Origin of the sequence: Sodalinema sp. (genome assembly GCF_046483825.1) — a bacterium.
Lineage (GTDB): Bacteria > Cyanobacteriota > Cyanobacteriia > Cyanobacteriales > Geitlerinemataceae > Sodalinema.
Map to the genome: position 1 here is coordinate 17127 of NZ_JAWOCL010000071.1, position 17785 is coordinate 34911.

A 17785-nucleotide genomic window follows, 5' to 3' on the forward strand; every position below is an offset into this window, starting at 1 on the left:
ATCGTAACGGTAGATTTGCCGTCACTTTCCCTTCACAGGGCCAATCTAGGAAAATAACCCCCGTTTGCCATCAGGTAAAATGGTGCGCCAATTGGTTTTAGCGGCCGTCAACTGTTCCTGAGTCACCTTGGCGTTGCTTAAATTGGCCCCACAGAGATTGGCGTTGGTGAGGTTGGCATAGGTTAAATAGGCATTCGTCAGATCCGCCCCGCGCAAATCGGCCCCGGCTAAGTTGCAATAACTCATAAAGGCATCGCTGAGATCGGCATCGCGCAAATTGGCGTGATTCATGCCCGTTTGACTTAAATCGGCTTTATGTAAGTTGGCGCCTCGTAAATTGGTTTTGACGAGTTTACTTTCATTAAAGTTAACGCCTTCGAGATTCAACTCTTGCAAATCCGCCCCGCTTAAATTACAGTTGGCAAAATCCCGCCGTCCTTTAAAATAATCCCGTTTGAGAATGGCTAAGGTTAAACGGCCTCGGGCTGTACTATTGCCACTGAGTTGAGTGGGGTTGAGTTGGCTGCGATCGCCCCGGTTCTTGGCCGCCTTAGACGCCGCCTTAGAAAAAGCACTACGCGATCGTCGCGGTGATTGGCGATGGAGACGGGTATCCGCCAACCCCGTCGCATCGAGGGGATCACTATTCGATAAATGGGTGCGCCATTGGTCTTCCGAGGAGCTAAACTCTGTCTGAGAGGGGTTTAACTCCGTCTGAGAGGGGCCAAGCGCCGTTTCTTCAGGCTCATTCGCCCCCCAGTGAGTCACCTCGTCTTCGGCTTCTAAATAGGTTTGTTCCTGGATTCTCTGAGGCTGTATGGGAACCGAGTTATCGCTTAACTCTGCCTCCGACGGCTGATAATGTAAATCCGCCAACACCTGATCCGGGGACTGATAGCGCTGGGACAACAGCGGCTGTAACATCTTATTCAAGACATAGGCTAGATTCTCGCTGACGGTGATGCGATCGCGCCAGGTAATCGCCCCAGTTAAGGGATCATAGCCCAGACGGCGGGGCGACTTCCCAGATAGTAAATAGAGACAGGTGGCCGCCAACGCATAGATATCACTAGAGAACACCGGGTGCATAGCCATCTGTTCTGGGGGTGCAAATCCCGGTGTACCAATGGCGAATGAGGTATTCGGTGCCTGATCATCATCGCTTAACATGGCCGTATGGCTCACTTCATCTTTGACGGCCCCAAAATCAATAAACACCAGGCGGCCATCAATGCTACGCCGGATCACGTTGGCGGGTTTAATATCGCGGTGAATCACCGACTGGGTTTGAAAATACTTCAGCAGTTCTAGGGTTTCATCGAGAACCGCTCGCACCTTGAACTCGTCAAAGACACCATAGCGTTTGACTTCCTGCTTGAGGGTCAATCCCTTCACGTATTCTTGAACGAGATAAAACTGCCCGCCAATTTCAAAGTAGTCTAGTAGGGAGGGAACTTGGGGGTGATTGCCAATTTTCCCTAAGGTGGCGGCTTCTCGCTCAAAGAGTTTACGGGCGCGATCGATGACATTGGGGCTATTGGAGGCGACTCGTAATTGTTTAATCGCACAAACCGGTTCACCCGGTAGGGCCACATTTCGAGCCGCAAAGGTTGCACCAAACCCGCCTTGTCCGAGGATTTTGACAGATCGGTATCGTCCGTTGAGTAGCAAGGGAGAGCCACAACTGACACATTGCTCAGCAGAGTCGTTATTTTCAGGACTCGGACAGGCTGGATTAACGCAATAACTCATGGACAGTTGCTAGAATTCGCAATGAGGAACTGTAGGGGAACCGGAGAAACGAAACTTTCCCTGATGTCGAATCAAACTCCTGCCTCTATTGTGACATCTCACTTGTCGGGCCAGGACCTGAAGGCAAAAACCGGGTAGTTTTACGGATCATGGTAGGCGGGTGAAGCGGTCCAATGGAGAGGCTAGGGTTACAGTAATGACATTGTCGCCTCGTCGGCGATCGCCAACTCTGAGATCTCGGAGTCGAATAACTCCAAGTCCCTCAAGGGGGCTTCGGCTTCCTCTAAAGCAAAGGCTTCGAGGGATTGCAACTCGGTCAAACTCAAGCGGGTAATCAGTTCATGAGTCCGCGTCGAGGGGTGAATCTCGTCCCAAAACAGATACTCCTCGGGATTGTCGACAACTTCTCCGGTCAGAGGATCTAAGGCTGATTCCGTTGTGTTGGTAAAGCCAAATTGTTGGGGATTTTGCAAAATTTCCTCGAAAGCTCCGGCAAAATCGAGTTCGAGAATATCAATGCCCAATTGCTGCTCTAAACTCTCGAAACGAGCGTCTAACCGTTGATTGGTCTCTAAGACGGCTCCCGTCAATACATCTCCTTGGCCTTGGCTTAACACCGCCGGAAGCTGACCAATATCGGGTAAATTCGAGATCAGAAACTGTTGCGCTCCTGCCTCGGCTAAGGTTGAGATATGGTCGGTTAAGTGATCGGCGATCGCCTCGGGAGAGCGCTGGCCAAAAATCAAATCATTGGCGCCGGCGGACAAATAAAACAGATCCTCAGACTCGGGACGATCTTGACTAAGATAGGCCTCAATCTGTTGGCCAACATTGGGTGCGCCGTTGTCTAATGTTCCCGGTCCCGTTTGCGCCCCAGCAAAGGCGTAGTTGTTTCCCCCAGCCAAGGCCGGGATCGGCGCCGCAACCCCTAGCCGCTCAGCCATCCATTCCGGGAGAATCGGTCCGTTGGAGAAACGGCCCTGAAAATAGGGGGGAGAGGGAGGCTGTTGTTGGTCCAGGGCTAAAAACAGATTCCCGGTATCACTGAGACTGTCGCCAAAGACAACAAAGTCCCCAGTTCCCGAGAGTCCCACATCGACGAGGGTTTCAAAGCGGCCTCGCTCTGAGTTACCTTGAGCATCGGTCAGACGATAATAATAGGTTTGATTGGGGGTCAGTCCGGTTAGATCAATGTCTAGATCAACATCTCGGCCATCGCTTGGGGGTTCAGGATCAGCAATCTCGATTCCGGCGATCGTCTCAAAGTCCGGAGTGAGGGAATATTCAACGGCTAAGAACTCCCTGGAGTTGGTTTCAAGTTCGGCGCTGGTTGTGGTTACATCTGAGACGGTGACCTCAATCGAGAAGGTCTCGGAAGGGGGGGCGGTTTGACGCAACTGCTTCAGGGGAGTGCTAACATCGCTGCTGAAGAGAGAGAGAAAGTTAAATTGGTTCATGATGACGCTGAAGGGGTCAGGGGACAGGGGTTAGCTGTTGACGGCGATCGCACCGGGGTCAGGTTGATACGGCTGACGGCTTGAGATTCGCATTCTCTCAGCCCGGCGATCGCTGATTGGTTTCTCGCAGTTTTTCACATCGTTCTAGGTAGATTTTAGCAGGATAATCTGCGGGGTTTTGGGCTAAACAGTCTAAAAATAAATCTTGAGCTTCTTGGATTTTTTGTCCTTGTAAGTAAGCCAGTCCCAGCTCAAACTGAGTTCGAGTTGCCAGTTTACCAGAACGAATGGGATCCGCGTCAGCATCAAACACCTCAAAAATGGAGGTCTTCTGACTTTTGCCCTTCACCAACACTCGGTCAATCAGACGAATATTGTAATCTCCGGTATTTTGCAGTTTAATAAATGTTTCTTCTGCAATCAATAGGGGAACGCCATAGACTTTCGTGAGTCCTTCAACCCGCGAGGCGAGATTAACGGCATCACTAATCGCCGTGCTATTCATATGTTGTTCGCCGCCGACGGTTCCTAACATCAGTTGTCCCGTATTGATGCCAATGCCAATTTTAATGGGTCTGCGTCCAGGTCGTTGACGACTTTGGTTATATTTTTCTAGGTTTTCCAACATGGCGATCGCCGCCTTAACAGCATCATCAGCATTTCCTCCAAATAGCGCCATAATGGCATCGCCAATATACTTATCAATAAATCCATTATTGTCTAAAATTGCCGGTTCCATTCGCGATAAATAACCATTAATAAATTTGAAATTATCCTCGGGCTTCATACCCTCACTCAATTTCGTAAAATCTCGAATATCTGAAAAAAGAATCGACATTTCTCGCTCAACAGTATCCCCCAATCGAACATCAAGAATACTCGTTTTTTGCAGAAAATCTAAAAACTCCCTCGGCACAAACTTCGCATAAGCAAGACTCAAACGAGAGAGTTTTAAATGAGTTTTTAAACGAGCCAAAAGCTCCCGTTTATTCACCGGTTTTGTGAGGTAATCATTCGCTCCATTCTGGAGTCCGAACACAACATCTTCCGAGCGATTTTTCGCCGTCAGCAGCAGAATCGGCAGTTCATGAGCCGAATAGGTTTCTCGTAACTTCTGCATCACCTCATAGCCCGTCATTTTGGGCATCATGACATCGAGAATCACCAAATCAGGCTTAAAGCCATTTTGGATAATTTCTAAGGCTTCAATCCCATTAATCGCTTGGATAATCACATAATTTTCCAGCGAGAGATGATTCACCAACACCTGTAAATTGATCGCCTCATCATCAACAATCAAAATTGTAGCAACCTCGTCCCGATTAGCCGCTTGAATCTGGGCCATCACCTCCGACGTCGTTTTAGACATGGACAAGTCCGAGATTATCAACGCCTCCTCAACCTCCCCCTCAGCAGATTCTCTCGCCGACAAAGACTCTGGGAAAACCGTCCTCGTTTCAACAGCCGAGGCGTCATCCTCCCCGGAAACATCCTCCTCCAAGACCGGTTTAAGCTCCGTTTTTGAGACCGTTTGGGATGCCTCTAATTGCTCAGGAGTCACCACCGGCAAACTAAACGTAAATTGCGATCCTTTGCCAACAATGGATTGCACCGTCAAGGTTCCACCATGTAATTCCACGAGCTGTTTTGTCACCGCCAAACCGAGTCCTGTCCCCCCATAATCTCGTGAGGTCGAGCCATCCGCCTGTTCAAAGGATTCAAAAATGGACTGGTGTTTGTCCGCCGGAATCCCAATTCCCGTGTCAGAGACCGTCACTAACAAGTAGCCCCCCAACCTATGATCAGCCGTCAACGTAGAGTCATTTTGAATGTTTAATTGTAAGCCTAAGCGATCGCCAGCATTAGCCGTCTGAGGTTTCGCCTCCTGGGAATAAACAGCAGAAATGCCCACAAAGCCTTCTTCAGTAAATTTAATAGCGTTTCCAACGAGATTATATAAAATTTGTTGCAAGCGGTTTTCATCGGCATACGCCCAAGGAAGCCGAGGGGAAATAGCATTAATGAGCTGAACATTTTTGCGAGACACGAGGGTTTTGCAAAAACTCAACACTGAATCCACAATTTCCCGAAGACCAACAGGCTGGCACTGTAAACAGATTTGCTTGTGGCGCAATTTAGAAAAATCTAGAATGTCATTCACGAGAGCATTGAGCCGATAGCAACTTTGAACAATCAGACTTAAATTCGTTCGTTGGGCTGGATTGAGGGGACCGGCGACGCCATCTAGGAGCGATTCGGCGATCCCAATCGTTCCATTGAGGGGCGTTCGTAACTCATGGGAGGTATTGGCTAAAAACTCATCCTTGAGTTTATCGAGCCGTTGCATTTGTTCATTTTTGGCTTGTAGATCACGAAAATACTGTTGTAGCTGAGTGGCCATACGCCGAAACGAGCGGGCTAAATCGCCAATTTCATCTTGGCGATGTTCGGGAACCGGATGTTGCCATTCTCCTTGAGATAGAGCCTGAGCCGACTCTTTCAGTTGTCGTAGCGGTGAGACCACCCAACGGGCCGTCACCACCCCGATCGCCGTCGAGATGACCAGGGCCAAGCCAGATAACAACATGGTATTGCGGGTGTTGGCGTGAATCCGCTCCATGAAGTCCCGTTCCGGGATCACCACCACAATCGACCAATTAAGACCCCACTCATCCTCAAAGGGTCTGACCTGGACTAAATGGGCTTCGCCCTCAATGGTAAACCGCTCCTGTCGGGTCTCCTCGACTCGGAAAAATCCACCCAACTCAGCCAACAGATAGCGCGCCGTTTCCTGAATCAGCTCATTGCCGGTTTCACTGGCGTAGAGGCGAGTCGGATTGCGTTCATCCTCAGAGAAAGGGGGATCTGAGGTGGAAGTGGCGATGAGTTGCCCCTGTTGGTCAACAATGAAGGTTTCCCCGGTTTTCCCCACCTCAAGCTGGCCCAGAAAGGTGCTGATATCCAAAAGCGATAAATCGACCGCAAACACCCCCAACAGCTCATTCTGGGCATCATAGACCGCTTGGGTGGCCGGGAGGGCGAGATTCTGGTAGGGGGCCGCCCAGACATAGACCTCTCCCCATTGAGGCGATCGCCCCCGCACCGCCCCCACATACCAGGGTCGGGTGAGCGCGTTATAGCCAGGGACAGCCGACAATTGCTCGGTTGGCTGTCCCCTCTCATTGACGGCATAGGTGTAAAACTGGTCATCCTCAGGGCCAGTGCGTCCCGCTTGGCCAATGTTGACGCTGTCTCCGGGAACTTGTTCGGCCCCACTAAACGCGCCCTGGGGGTTGGCAAAATAAATATAACTGACGGCATCAAAAAGGCGAATCTGTTGGGCAAAATAGCGATCGAGTGCGTCGAGATCCGTCAGATCTAGGGTATTCAGACGAACCCCCATGACATTCGTTTGATTGATCAGATGAGCTTGGGATAAGTAAGTCTCAAGTCGTTCCTCAATGCGTAGACTGATTTCGGCTTGCAGGTGTTCGGCCAGTTCATCGACCGCTTGTTGGCCGTTGCGGAAGGACAAATATCCCGTCAGGCCAACGGCTGCAAAGATTTGCAGGGCGAAGGGGATGATTAAAACCGTTCGGAGGGGCAGTCGGTGGGACAAATCTTGTAAGAGACGTTGGAGGACCATAGATTCAAGGGTACAAGGGGACCGATGTCACCGTCATCTGACATGAGTGCGTTGCCAAGAATATCCGAGCTTCGGGGGATAGGGGTAAAATTCCCCTAATCTAGTTGGCTGACGATCACACTGCCTTAAGAAATCCACAATGAATATTTCCCAGACTATTTCTCAACGAGTGGCTCAAGTTCCCGCCTCCATGACCCTGATTATTGCGGCCAAGGGGAAAGCCATGAAAGCCGAGGGAATTGATATCTGTAGTTTTAGTGCCGGGGAACCGGATTTCCCAACTCCTCAGCATATTGTTGAGGCAGCTAAACAGGCTCTGGATGAGGGGAAAACCCGCTATGGTCCAGCCGCTGGGGAATTACGCTTACGGGAAGCGATCGCCCACAAGCTACAAACGGACAACCATCTGGATGTTAGCCCACAACAGATTCAAGTGACCAATGGCGGCAAGCAGGCCATCTACAATGCGATCATCGCCTTGATCAATCCCGGCGATGAGGTGATTATTCCGGCCCCGTACTGGGTCAGTTATCCCGAAATTGTCAAACTGGCCGAGGGGGTTCCGGTAATGCTTCCCACCAACGCCGAGAGTGAGTACAAAATCACCCCGCAACAACTACAAGCGGCCATTAGCGATCGCACCAAGCTCGTGGTCCTCAACTCCCCCTCGAACCCCACGGGAGTCGTCTATAGCCCCGAGGAAATTCGCGCCTTGGCTCAAGTCATCCTCGACCATGATCTGTTGGTTCTCTCTGATGAGATTTATGAAAAGCTCCTCTACGACGATGCCGAACATCTCAGTATTGGCTCGCTTCCGGGAATGGGCGATCGCACCATCACCTGTAGCGGCTTCGCCAAAGCCTATTCCATGACCGGCTGGCGTTTAGGCTATCTCGCCGCTCCCCTGGAGTTGATCCAAGCCACCAGCACCCTGCAAAGTCATAGCACCTCTAACGTCTGTACCTTTGCCCAATTTGGTGCGATCGCCGCCCTAACAGACCCCCAATCTCCCCCTTGCATTGAAAAAATGCGTCAAGCCTTCGATCAGCGACGACAGTATATGTACGATCGCCTCAGTCAACTGCCCAACACCAGTGTCGTTAAGCCCAAAGGTGCGTTTTATATGTACCTCAACATCGGCAAACTGGGGATTCCCTCCTATGAATTTTGCGAACGTCTCCTAGAAGAGCATCACGTCGCCACCGTTCCGGGGATCGCCTTTGGAACCGATGACTGTCTTCGTCTGTCATATGCCACAGACCTGGCATCGGCCGAAAAAGGACTCGATCGCCTCGAAACCTTCGTGCAGACGATCAGCCGCTAACGGTCGCCGGAAACCGATGTTGTCGGGGTGAACTGGGTTCGCCCTAGACGGTGACGAGTGACGGCGATGGTTGGCCAGTTCTGTTTCTGCTGGCTGCACTGGACCGTTGAGCGTTAACCACGACTATCATGAACCCGTCTTCTTTGTTCAACCGCTCCGACCCTTCCGAAACCCCTATCCTCAGTGTCAATCCCATGGAATCCAACGACAGGCTTATAACTGATACTCTGGCGGATCCGAATCAATCCGATGACCCCCCCCCAGTCGAAGACGACCCCAACCCAGTCGAAGACGACCCCAACCCAGTCGAGGACGACCCCACCCCAGTCGAACACGACCCCACCCCGGAGGATGATACGCTCACCGGAACCCCCGGCGTCGTTGCGTTCGGCACGGAGGAGGATGATTTTATCTTCGGCTTCGAGGACAATGATACGCTCCTCGGACTCGGCGGCAATGATGTCATTCTCGGTGGCGATGGCGACAATGTCATCAGCGGCGGTTCTGGGGATGATGTCCTACGCGGCGGCCCCGGCCGTGACAGCCTCGTGGGAGGCTCTGGGGACGATGTTCTTGGGGGCGATTCTGGGGGCGATTCTGGGGGCGATTCTGGGGGCGATCGCCTACGGGGAGGCGCTGGCCGTGATATCTTCCTGCTACAACCGCGACGGCAACTGAATTTAAGCCAATTCGTCGCCCGATTTGAGGACTTTGGTCCTGAAGCCTTCCCCCTCAACCGTCTTGATCAACTCATCAATAACCCCGATCAGGTTGACCCTGAACAATTGGCGCGTTTTGAGGACCTCAATGTTCTCCTAGAGGGCAATGTACCTGACGAGGATGACGATGACGATGACGATGACGATGAGGTTTTAGACTCCGAGACAGTCATCGAAGATTTTGACCCCACCGAAGATCGCCTCGGCCTGATCGGGTCCCTTGGCTTTGACGACTTAGAGATTCGTCCGAGTGCTGAGGATGAGACAACGGTAGAGATTCGGCTACGAGACAGCGGTGAACTCTTGGCCCGTCTGCTTTCCGATGACCCGCAATTGGCTGAGAAAATCACAGAGGAAACCGTGGTCGCTCTCGATGTGGTGGAGTTCACCCAGGAGCGATTAGAACTCGATGACGCGGGGAACCCCGTCGAAACCGTGACCTTACAACGGAATCGCTCTAGTGGTAACACCATCGCCGTGGCCATCACCTCCTCGATGACAACCGACCCCGACGGAGACTCTGAGACCGAGGAGAGCGAGGAATTCGATCGCCGTTGGGTCTTGTTCGGCCCTACGGAACAGGAAAAAACAGTACCACTGATCCTCGATGAGTTGCTGGCCCAGAGAGTCCCAGACGTGAATCTGCGACTGGAGACTCCTTTTGGGGGAGCGCGTTTAGGAGCCGTTGATGAGGCGGTCTTGGAACTGTTGAACCCTGAACCGGTCGAACCCATCCCCACCTTTGTGAATCTACAACGGATTCGTCCGCTGTTGGCCCCAGATGAGACCTCCCTAGAGGGGTTGGAAGTGGTTTTAGTCCGGTCTGGGGATCTCTCGGACGCGGCGGAGGTGACCGTGCAACTCGATGATGGGACGACCCCAACGCCTCCCTCTCTGTTCAGTTCGTTGCGTGCTGAATTTGCTGCCAACCGGGCCACAACCACGGTGCAGATTCCCTTATCGGAGGATGCAGCCCGGTTAGAACAGGTGCGGCTGAGTTTGGCTGAACCGAGTGCGGGGTTACAGTTAGGAGATGATCGCCAAACCCTGTTTGAGTTGATGCCGATGCCGATGGACCCGGTGTTGTTGTCGTTTGCTGAGTCGATTTTTCAGGTTGAAGAGGATGGCACGCCAATTATGGAGGTCGTCTTGGTGCGAACGGGGAATCTCGAACAAGCCTCTCAAGCTACGATTACGGTCAGTGAGGGAACCTTAGCATTGCCCGAGAGTTTTGGCGATCGCTTGATTCCGGTGACGTTTGAGCCGGGCCAGGAGCGACAAACCATCACCATCGCCGGTGTTCAGGAGTCGGAGTTAGCGGCACCGGGAACGGTGAATTTGAGTTTGAGTAATCCCAGTCCGGGAACGGAGTTGATTCGCCCACGAACGGCGATTTTAGAGGTCTTTGAGGTGGAACCGCCGCCACCGGATGAACCGCAACCGCCTCAACCCGAACCGCCGCCGCCGGGGTCTTTTGGTGAGATTAGCTTTACGTCGGCTAACTATGTGGTGGATGAGGATGGGACTGAGTTTGCTGAAATTGGCTTGCAGCGACGTAATGGCAGTACGGGGGTGGTTGGGATTACGGTGATCCCGTTTAGTCAGACGGCTGTTGCTCCGGCGGATTTTGATGATACGCCGATTCAGGTGACGTTTGCTGAGGGCCAGACGGAACAGGTCGTCCGGTTACCGATTGTCGATGACAGTCTGATTGAACCGTCGGAAACTCTGGGGTTGGTCTTGGCGAATCCGACGAATGGTGCCAGTCTCGGGCCGGTGGGATCGGCTACGCTGACGATTGGCCCGAGTGATGTGCCGACCACGCTCTCGTTTGAGGGGGTCGGCCATCTCAACCCGGTGGGCAGCTTTTACGGCGCTCAAGGGGTGCAATTTTCCGAAAATGCTCTGGCGCTCCTGAGTGCGACGGGACTGCGGGAGATGGGCGTGCAAGAGGGGGTTGGGGGCAATTTTGAGACCGCACCGAGTGGGGAAACGGCGGTGTCTTATAATCAGGGCGATCGCCTCTTGCTGACGGTTCAGGAAGGCTTTTCGAGTCAGCTCTCGTTTGCCTACGCTTCGCCGTTCCAAGAGCATCAGGTGACGGTCTTCTCGGGGCCGGAGGGGACGGGAGAGGTTTTGGCTCGCTTGAGTCTCGCTGAAAGCCCTGAGGGGGAATTTCCCCACGCTTATGAGGTCTTTGAGACGGTGACGCTTCCCTTTGCTGGGGTGGCGCGATCGCTTAGCATTGGCAGTGTGGCCAATAAGATTCTCTTGGATGATATTGTGCTGGGTTGAGGCAGGGTTCGCCACTCGGGAGATGGCCCAATTCTCGGGCCATCTTCGAGCTGGGCATTTTAACCCGAGATCTCAATGCTAAAATTCAGGAGGACGCGGGTTTTTCGGCGATGATGCCATAATTCGTCGTCCTCAATGTTTTGTAGATGTCTGTTCTAGGTCTGTCGGCGTGGCATCTCCACCTGACGGCATCTTCGACAGCGACTCCCTTTAGACTGGCGATTTTCTCCCCAACTTTCATGCAAAGCGAAGCCTTCAGTGAGCTATTCCCTCTGTTTAATGCAGCAAATCCTGAAACGGTCGATTGGCTGTTATCGGTTGCAGATGAACATGAATATCCTCCCAATCGAGCGGTGTTAATGGAGGATGCCTGGGGGAATGCGGTGTATTTTCTGGTGTCGGGTTGGGTGAAAGTCCGACGACTCTCGGGCGACGATGCCGTCACCCTCGCAATTTTAGGCCGGGGTGATTTTTTTGGTGAAATGGCCATTTTGGATGAGTCGCCACGCTCTAGTGATGCGATCGCCGTGAGTGAAGTTAAGTTATTAAGTGTTTCGGCGCAACGGTTTATTCAAACCCTATTTAAGGATGTCCAATTGCATCATCGCATGTTGCAATTGATGGTTCGTCGTCTGCGCCAAACCAATGTTCGCTTTCAACTTCGCAATCGTCCCCCGGCAATTAAATTGGCGAAAACATTGGTTGCATTGGGAGAAAACTATGGCGAAACGACGGATCGAGGAACTCGAATTTATAATTTAGAAGCCAAGGATTTAGCCAATGTTTCTGATATTAGCCCGGAAGAAGCTCAGAAACTGCTGGCGAAATTGGTGAGCAAGAATTGGATTGAGATTAATGAGTCGGAAGAGAGTATGTATCTGCTCAATCTCAAGCAATTAGCCCATTTAGCTGGACATATGGGCTAGGTTAGGACGGTCTTAACCCGGTGGGGCGATCGCACCGGTTGGTTTCGAGGGAAGTAATCCGTTAAACTAGCGCTTAATCTCGGCGATCGCCTGAGTTCGGCTCGGGTCTGGCCGACCATCGACTGAAGCTCCTGAGACTGAAACCCCATCGACTGAAACCCCTGATTAGGTCAAATGATTATGTCAAACGCTAATCTTTCTACGAGCATGGCGGAGGGCGCTCCCCCCTCCCGTCGAGGACGCAAACCTCTGATGGAACTGCTCGAAATCGCCTCTCTCGGGGCGTCGGGGGTGGGTATTGGTTTGTCGCTCGTGACGCAACAGGTGCTTCATGCGGCGGTCCCGATTACCCTATCGATGTCGTTGGGAGTCCTCAATCGCCAACGCTTCCACCGACAGATGCAGCAACAGTATCAAGACGCCGTTACCCAACTGCATGAGAGCTTACAAGTCCTACCAGACCCCCTAGAGTTAGATCCAGTTCTGCAACGAGTCACCCAACTCGAACAGAATCATCAGATCATGACTCAGCAGCTCGAAAGTGTCAATCGTGAGCTGCGCAATCAGCGCAATCCGCAACAAATTCAGGTGCTACGAGAGACGGTGGTTGGCTTACAACAGGATTTGCAGGAGATGCAAACCTATGTTCAGGAACAACGACAACGAGAACAGCAACTCCTGGCACAAATTCAGCAACTCCAACGCTGGTATGACAGCCTCAGTACCCCTCAACAGGCGACGGAGTATAAACGGGCCGAAAATGCGATCGCCCTCCTCCATCGCGAACTGGCGGTCATTAAAGGACGCTTAGCCCCCCTCGAAACGCAAAATATCCAACAGGTTCAGGCCAATATCCGTCAGCTTCAAGCCTATCTCCAAGAACTCAGCAATGGAGTTCGGCCCCTGCGACGGCGACAACGGGATATGGTTCGTCGTCTCTTCCCCCGCATGATTGGTTTGATCAATGATTTGCGTCAAGGCGAGACGGCTTCAGTGGCCACGGTTCGCCCCAGCCGTGACGATCGCTCTGAATCCTCTCTCGCCAAGGCGATCGCCCAGCGACCGAGTCCACCAACCCCGAATCATACCCTACGCAAGGGACCCCTAACCCATAAACCCGCCCCTCCCCCTCGTCCCGATTGGCAAACTCAAGCCGAAATCCTCCGCCAACGGGCGCATCAACGACAGCAACAGCAACATCAAGGCGATTCTAAGGTCCCTTGGTAATGGCGGCGGTGCACTCCTAGTGTCGATGATGTCCAGTCAATTGATGTCACTTTGTCAGGGTGGCCGCGAATCTTGGACGAAATATGCGACAATAACCGGCCGTTTCGATTCACATCTGGGGGAGACTATGGCAGCGATTGTACAAAAATATGGCGGCACGTCCGTTGGCTCTGTTGAACGGTTGCAAGCCGTGGCTCAACGGGTGGCCAAGACAGCCGAGGGTGGACAGCCCGTGGTGGTGGTGGTCTCGGCGATGGGCAAAACCACCGATACTCTGGTTCAGTTGGCCGCTGATATTTCCTCGAATCCCTGTCGCCGGGAAATGGATATGTTGCTGTCGACGGGAGAACAGGTTTCGATCGCCCTATTAAGTCTAGCCCTCCAGGAACTCGGACAACCGGCCATCTCCATGACTGGCGCTCAGGTGGGAATTGTCACGGAAGCTGAACATAGTCGCGCTCGCATTCTTCAGATTCAAACTGATCGCCTACAACGTCATCTTCAGGATGGCAAAGTGGTTGTGGTGGCTGGATTTCAGGGCATTGCTCAAGGGGATGACCTAGAAATCACCACCCTAGGTCGCGGCGGCTCGGATACCTCGGCGGTGGCTCTAGCGGCGGCCCTCAATGCCGATCGCTGTGAAATCTATACGGATGTTCCTGGGATTTTAACCACAGACCCCCGTTTGGTTCCCGAGGCCCGGTTGATGCCCGAAATTACCTGTGATGAAATGCTGGAGTTGGCCAGTTTGGGGGCCAAGGTTCTCCATCCTCGGGCCGTGGAAATTGCCCGCAATTATGGGGTGACGTTGGTGGTGCGATCGAGTTGGAGTGATGACCCCGGAACGCGGGTGATTGCTCCTCCCCGCCAACCTCGACAACTGAAGGGTTTGGAATTGGTGCATCCGGTGGATGCGGTGGAGTTTGATGCGGATCAAGCCAAGGTGGCGTTGTTACGAGTCCCGGATCGCCCCGGTATTGCTGCGACGCTATTTGCTGAAATTGGTCGCCAACAGGTGGATGTGGATTTGATTGTCCAGTCGATTCATGAGGGCAATACGAATGATATTGCCTTTACGGTGACGAAAGAGATGTTAACGCGGGCTGAGTCGGTGTCTCAGGCGGTGATTCCGGCGCTAACTGGCCCCGACAATACTACGGACACGGATTTATTGATTGATTCTCAGATTGCGAAAGTTAGCATTGTGGGCGCGGGGATGATTGGCCGGCCAGGGGTGGCGGCTGAGATGTTCTCGGCCCTGGCGGCGGCGTCGGTCAATATTCAGATGATTTCGACGAGTGAGGTGAAGGTGAGTTGTGTGGTGGCGGCGGAAGACGGCGATCGCGCGATCGCCTCTCTGTGTGAGACCTTTGATGTCCATCCCTCGACGGTGCGAGAACAGGAGATGATGACCGCCACGGGGACGCAACGGCCAACAACGCCGATTGTCCGAGGGGTTGCTCTCGATCGCAATCAGGCTCGTTTGGCTATTTTACAAGTCCCGGATCAAGCGGGTCGCGCTGCCAAAATCTTCCAATTGTTGGCGGATAAAAACATTAGTGTGGATATGATTATTCAGTCCCAACGCTGTCATATTATTGGCGATTATCCAACCCGAGATATTGCTTTTACGGTGGCTCAAACGGACGCTGAAGCGGCGCAAGCGTTATTAACACCTCTGTTAACTACACTTAATTGTGGAGATTTGCGGGTTAATCCGGCGATCGCGAAAGTTAGCATTGTTGGCTCGGGAATGATTGGCCAGCCAGGGGTCGCGGCGAAAATGTTTGCCGCTTTGGCTCAGGATGGCATCAATATTGACACCATCGCAACTTCGGAAATTAAAATTAGTTGTGTGATTTCTGAGGCGGATGGTGTTAAGGCGTTACAAGCGATTCACAATGCGTTTGAGTTGGGCAAAACAGCAACAGATTAACTGCAATTGATGTCAGATTTTGGCGAATTGGGTAGGGGCGAAAAAACTTTCGCCCCTACAGAAAGGAAGATAAGCCGCCATGATTTTCCCGAATCACCCTTAATCCAGAATACCCTTCAGTTTTTATTATTCATTCAGACTTGTTTTGACTGGTTTTTTAAATCTCAATAAACCCCTGGGTTGGACGTCTCATGATTGTGTCGCCAAGGTGCGCGGCCTACTCAAGACCAAAAAGGTTGGCCATGGCGGAACTCTCGACCCCAAAGCCACAGGAGTCTTGCCTCTGGCTGTCGGACGTGCAACCCGATTACTGCAATATCTACCCGATGACAAAGCCTATCGGGCCACGGTTCGTTTTGGCATCACCACAACAACAGATGACTTGGAAGGGGAGGTGATGTCACAGACCGAGGTTCCTGAATTATCCCTAGCACAAATTGAGGCCGTTTTACCGCAATTTATCGGCAAAATTGAGCAAATTCCCCCGCAATATAGTGCGATTCAAATGGGAGGAAAACGCCTCTATGATCTCGCTCGTGCTGGGGTGGCCGTTGATGTTCCTTCCCGAGAGGTGGAGGTGTCTAGGATTGAGGTGCTTCACTGGCAGCCGGGAGATGCCCCAGAAGTGACGTTAGCCATCGCCTGTGGGGGGGGAACCTATATTCGGGCGATCGCTCGTGATTTGGGGGCAGTTCTCGGCTGTGGGGCAACTCTGGTACAGCTCGAACGCACTGAAAGTAGTGGCTTTCATCTGCGAGATAGTTGCACCCTTGAGGAACTGATTGAACAGGTGGAACGGCAGCAGGAGGACTCGTCTGGAACGCGACTCGATGGGGGGTTAGCTGGGGGAGTGGCCTTGACACCGCCGGAGGTGGCGATCGCCCATTTACCGCGAGTTGTGTTACCTGAGGATTTGGCACAACGTTGGTGTATGGGGCAACGCTTTGAGCTAGAACTGGAGGCAGCTTATTTGCAAGCTGAGTCGTTGGCGGTTTTTACGGAAGATCACCGTTTTTTGGGGATTGGAACCTGGAAACCGAGCCGAACTCAAGGGGAGTTAACGCCTCAGTTTGCACCGAAGTTAGTCCTTTACCAGGTTTAGTATGACGAGCAAAGATCTAAATGGGTTTACTGGCTTAACGATCGCTCTGGTTCTCGTCGGGTTAATTGCCTTTGCCATTTTGAAATGGTTGGGGGTTTACACGGGCAATTTTTTAGAGTGGAGTCTTGGGGTTGCCATATTTTGGTGGTTGGCGGTGGTGGTGACGATTCCTTGGAATGTCCACTTTAAAGCCAAACAGGTGGCGATGGAGGGGAAGCAGTCTCGGGAGAAGGGGATTCGTGTTGATTGTGAGAATCTTGACTATGTGAACTTGATTGTACGTCGTTCGCTGGCGATCGCGATCGCTCTTCATGGAGTCTCGGCTCTGGTGTTTTATCTGTTGGCCGTGACGGGGGTCAGTGCGATCGGCTATATTGGGTCGGGAGCGGCTCTGTTGCTGACGGGATTGCGCCCGGCGATCTCGTTTTACCAGTATCTCAGCGCCCGGTTGCAGGAGATTGATCAAGCGGTAAAATACCCCCGTGAGGATATCTCTAAGGTTCGCGCTCGGCTACTCTCTCTTGAACAAGGCTTAAAACAGCTTTCGGGTCAGGTGAATCCGGAAAAACCCAACTCAGTGACGGCTTCTCAACAGCGGCAACTTGAGGCACTCCGTCAGGATTTGACCCGTTTATTAACCTCTCACACAACGTTACAGGCTCAGAACGCCGCCGATCACGACCGCCTGGCTCGGGAGGCCCAAGGGGCGATCGCCAAGCTCAATGCGGATGCTGAGTTTCTCGATCGCGCCCGTGAACTCATCCGCTTTTTCAAGGAAGCCTAAGAAGACAAAGGATAATTAACAGTTAATCATGAATTATTAACAACCAGACAGCCTATTTTCTATTGCCTCTTGCCTCTTGCCTCTTGCCTCTTGCCTCTTGCCTCTTGCCTTCTTCCCCCCTGTTCCCTGTTCCCTGTTCCCTGTTCCCTTCTTATGACTCAAAACATCGACGCAACCCGGACAATTCTACGAGCCTTTAGTGGCTCATTTATGTCGGCGACAATCTCATTATTGCTCTATCGATTGACGCTCTCGATTATTGAAACCTTCGCCAATAAACCCCTGACAACAGACAATCAAACAGCCTTGAACATTGCGGCGGCTGTTCGGACGTTGGTCATGGGGTTAAGTGCGTTGGCGACGTTTGTGTTTGCGTTCGCGGCCTTGGGGTTATTTTTGTTGGCTCTGCAAACTCTAGTTCGCAAGCTTTTTGCTAAGAAGGGTGAGGAGTCGGTTGAGAATTGAGGGTCTTCAGGATATAAGGGTGGAATGGGTTGCATTCGACACAAAATTGTCGGGGAACCCACCCCTAGACCCTCCTAGGAGGGGATTTTTCGCCCCGACAGCAAGGGATATAATTCGCCATAATTTCCTCTGATCACCTTGAACCCAGAAGA

The 17785-nt window shown here is 52.3% G+C and carries 11 protein-coding genes; 8 read left to right on the plus strand and 3 right to left on the minus strand.

Going from position 1 to position 17785, the window contains the following annotated elements; genetic code table 11:
• Nucleotides 1-45 precede the first annotated feature (45 nt).
• From R6U67_RS04630 to R6U67_RS04640, 3 genes are all read right to left on the minus strand, one after another.
• A complete protein-coding gene (locus R6U67_RS04630) occupies nucleotides 46-1752 on the minus strand; it encodes a protein kinase domain-containing protein (RefSeq protein ID WP_410251467.1) in 1707 nt (568 codons plus the stop codon).
• 188 nt (nucleotides 1753-1940) lie between these two features.
• Nucleotides 1941-3209: an SGNH/GDSL hydrolase family protein gene (locus R6U67_RS04635; protein WP_410251468.1), complete on the minus strand. Its 1269-nt coding sequence runs from the start codon at nucleotides 3207-3209 to the stop codon at nucleotides 1941-1943.
• A 97-nt stretch (nucleotides 3210-3306) separates the two neighbouring features.
• Entirely contained in the window at nucleotides 3307-6855 is a 3549-nt protein-coding gene (locus R6U67_RS04640) for an ATP-binding protein (RefSeq protein WP_410251469.1), read from the minus strand.
• Nucleotides 6856-6994: 139 nt separating this feature from the next.
• Here R6U67_RS04640 and R6U67_RS04645 point away from each other — a divergent pair, with 139 nt between their 5' ends.
• From R6U67_RS04645 to R6U67_RS04680, 8 genes are all read left to right on the plus strand, one after another.
• Nucleotides 6995-8179 carry a pyridoxal phosphate-dependent aminotransferase gene (locus tag R6U67_RS04645; RefSeq protein WP_410251470.1) on the plus strand — a complete coding sequence of 395 codons (1185 nt, stop codon included), beginning with the start codon at nucleotides 6995-6997 and terminating at the stop codon, nucleotides 8177-8179.
• A gap of 128 nt (nucleotides 8180-8307) precedes the next feature.
• Complete coding sequence (locus R6U67_RS04650) at nucleotides 8308-11193, plus strand: Calx-beta domain-containing protein (RefSeq protein ID WP_410251471.1); 2886 nt, start codon at nucleotides 8308-8310, stop codon at nucleotides 11191-11193.
• A 239-nt stretch (nucleotides 11194-11432) separates the two neighbouring features.
• A complete protein-coding gene (locus R6U67_RS04655) occupies nucleotides 11433-12119 on the plus strand; it encodes a Crp/Fnr family transcriptional regulator (RefSeq protein WP_410251472.1) in 687 nt (228 codons plus the stop codon).
• 180 nt (nucleotides 12120-12299) lie between these two features.
• Nucleotides 12300-13346 (plus strand): hypothetical protein, encoded by a 1047-nt coding sequence (locus tag R6U67_RS04660; RefSeq protein WP_410251473.1) that lies wholly within the window; start codon nucleotides 12300-12302, stop codon nucleotides 13344-13346.
• 127 nt (nucleotides 13347-13473) lie between these two features.
• On the plus strand, nucleotides 13474-15282 hold the full coding sequence (locus R6U67_RS04665) for an aspartate kinase (RefSeq protein ID WP_410251474.1): 1809 nt from the start codon (nucleotides 13474-13476) through the stop codon (nucleotides 15280-15282).
• A 145-nt stretch (nucleotides 15283-15427) separates the two neighbouring features.
• A complete protein-coding gene (gene truB / locus R6U67_RS04670; protein WP_410251475.1) occupies nucleotides 15428-16384 on the plus strand; it encodes a tRNA pseudouridine(55) synthase TruB in 957 nt (318 codons plus the stop codon).
• A 1-nt stretch (nucleotide 16385) separates the two neighbouring features.
• Entirely contained in the window at nucleotides 16386-17168 is a 783-nt protein-coding gene (locus R6U67_RS04675; protein ID WP_410251476.1) for a hypothetical protein, read from the plus strand.
• A 153-nt stretch (nucleotides 17169-17321) separates the two neighbouring features.
• Nucleotides 17322-17633, plus strand: coding sequence for a DUF3082 domain-containing protein (locus R6U67_RS04680; protein ID WP_410251477.1), 312 nt, complete (start codon nucleotides 17322-17324; stop codon nucleotides 17631-17633).
• The last annotated feature ends 152 nt before the right edge of the window (nucleotides 17634-17785 follow it).

Coding starts and splice junctions, on each gene's coding strand:
- R6U67_RS04680 (WP_410251477.1), top strand. CDS start 17,322: ATGACTCAAAACATCGACGCAACCCGGACAATTCTACGAGCCTTTAGT.
- R6U67_RS04660 (WP_410251473.1), top strand. CDS start 12,300: ATGTCAAACGCTAATCTTTCTACGAGCATGGCGGAGGGCGCTCCCCCC.
- R6U67_RS04640 (WP_410251469.1), bottom strand. CDS start 6,855: ATGGTCCTCCAACGTCTCTTACAAGATTTGTCCCACCGACTGCCCCTC.
- R6U67_RS04655 (WP_410251472.1), top strand. CDS start 11,433: ATGCAAAGCGAAGCCTTCAGTGAGCTATTCCCTCTGTTTAATGCAGCA.
- R6U67_RS04650 (WP_410251471.1), top strand. CDS start 8,308: ATGAACCCGTCTTCTTTGTTCAACCGCTCCGACCCTTCCGAAACCCCT.
- R6U67_RS04645 (WP_410251470.1), top strand. CDS start 6,995: ATGAATATTTCCCAGACTATTTCTCAACGAGTGGCTCAAGTTCCCGCC.
- R6U67_RS04630 (WP_410251467.1), bottom strand. CDS start 1,752: ATGAGTTATTGCGTTAATCCAGCCTGTCCGAGTCCTGAAAATAACGAC.
- R6U67_RS04675 (WP_410251476.1), top strand. CDS start 16,386: ATGACGAGCAAAGATCTAAATGGGTTTACTGGCTTAACGATCGCTCTG.
- R6U67_RS04635 (WP_410251468.1), bottom strand. CDS start 3,209: ATGAACCAATTTAACTTTCTCTCTCTCTTCAGCAGCGATGTTAGCACT.
- R6U67_RS04665 (WP_410251474.1), top strand. CDS start 13,474: ATGGCAGCGATTGTACAAAAATATGGCGGCACGTCCGTTGGCTCTGTT.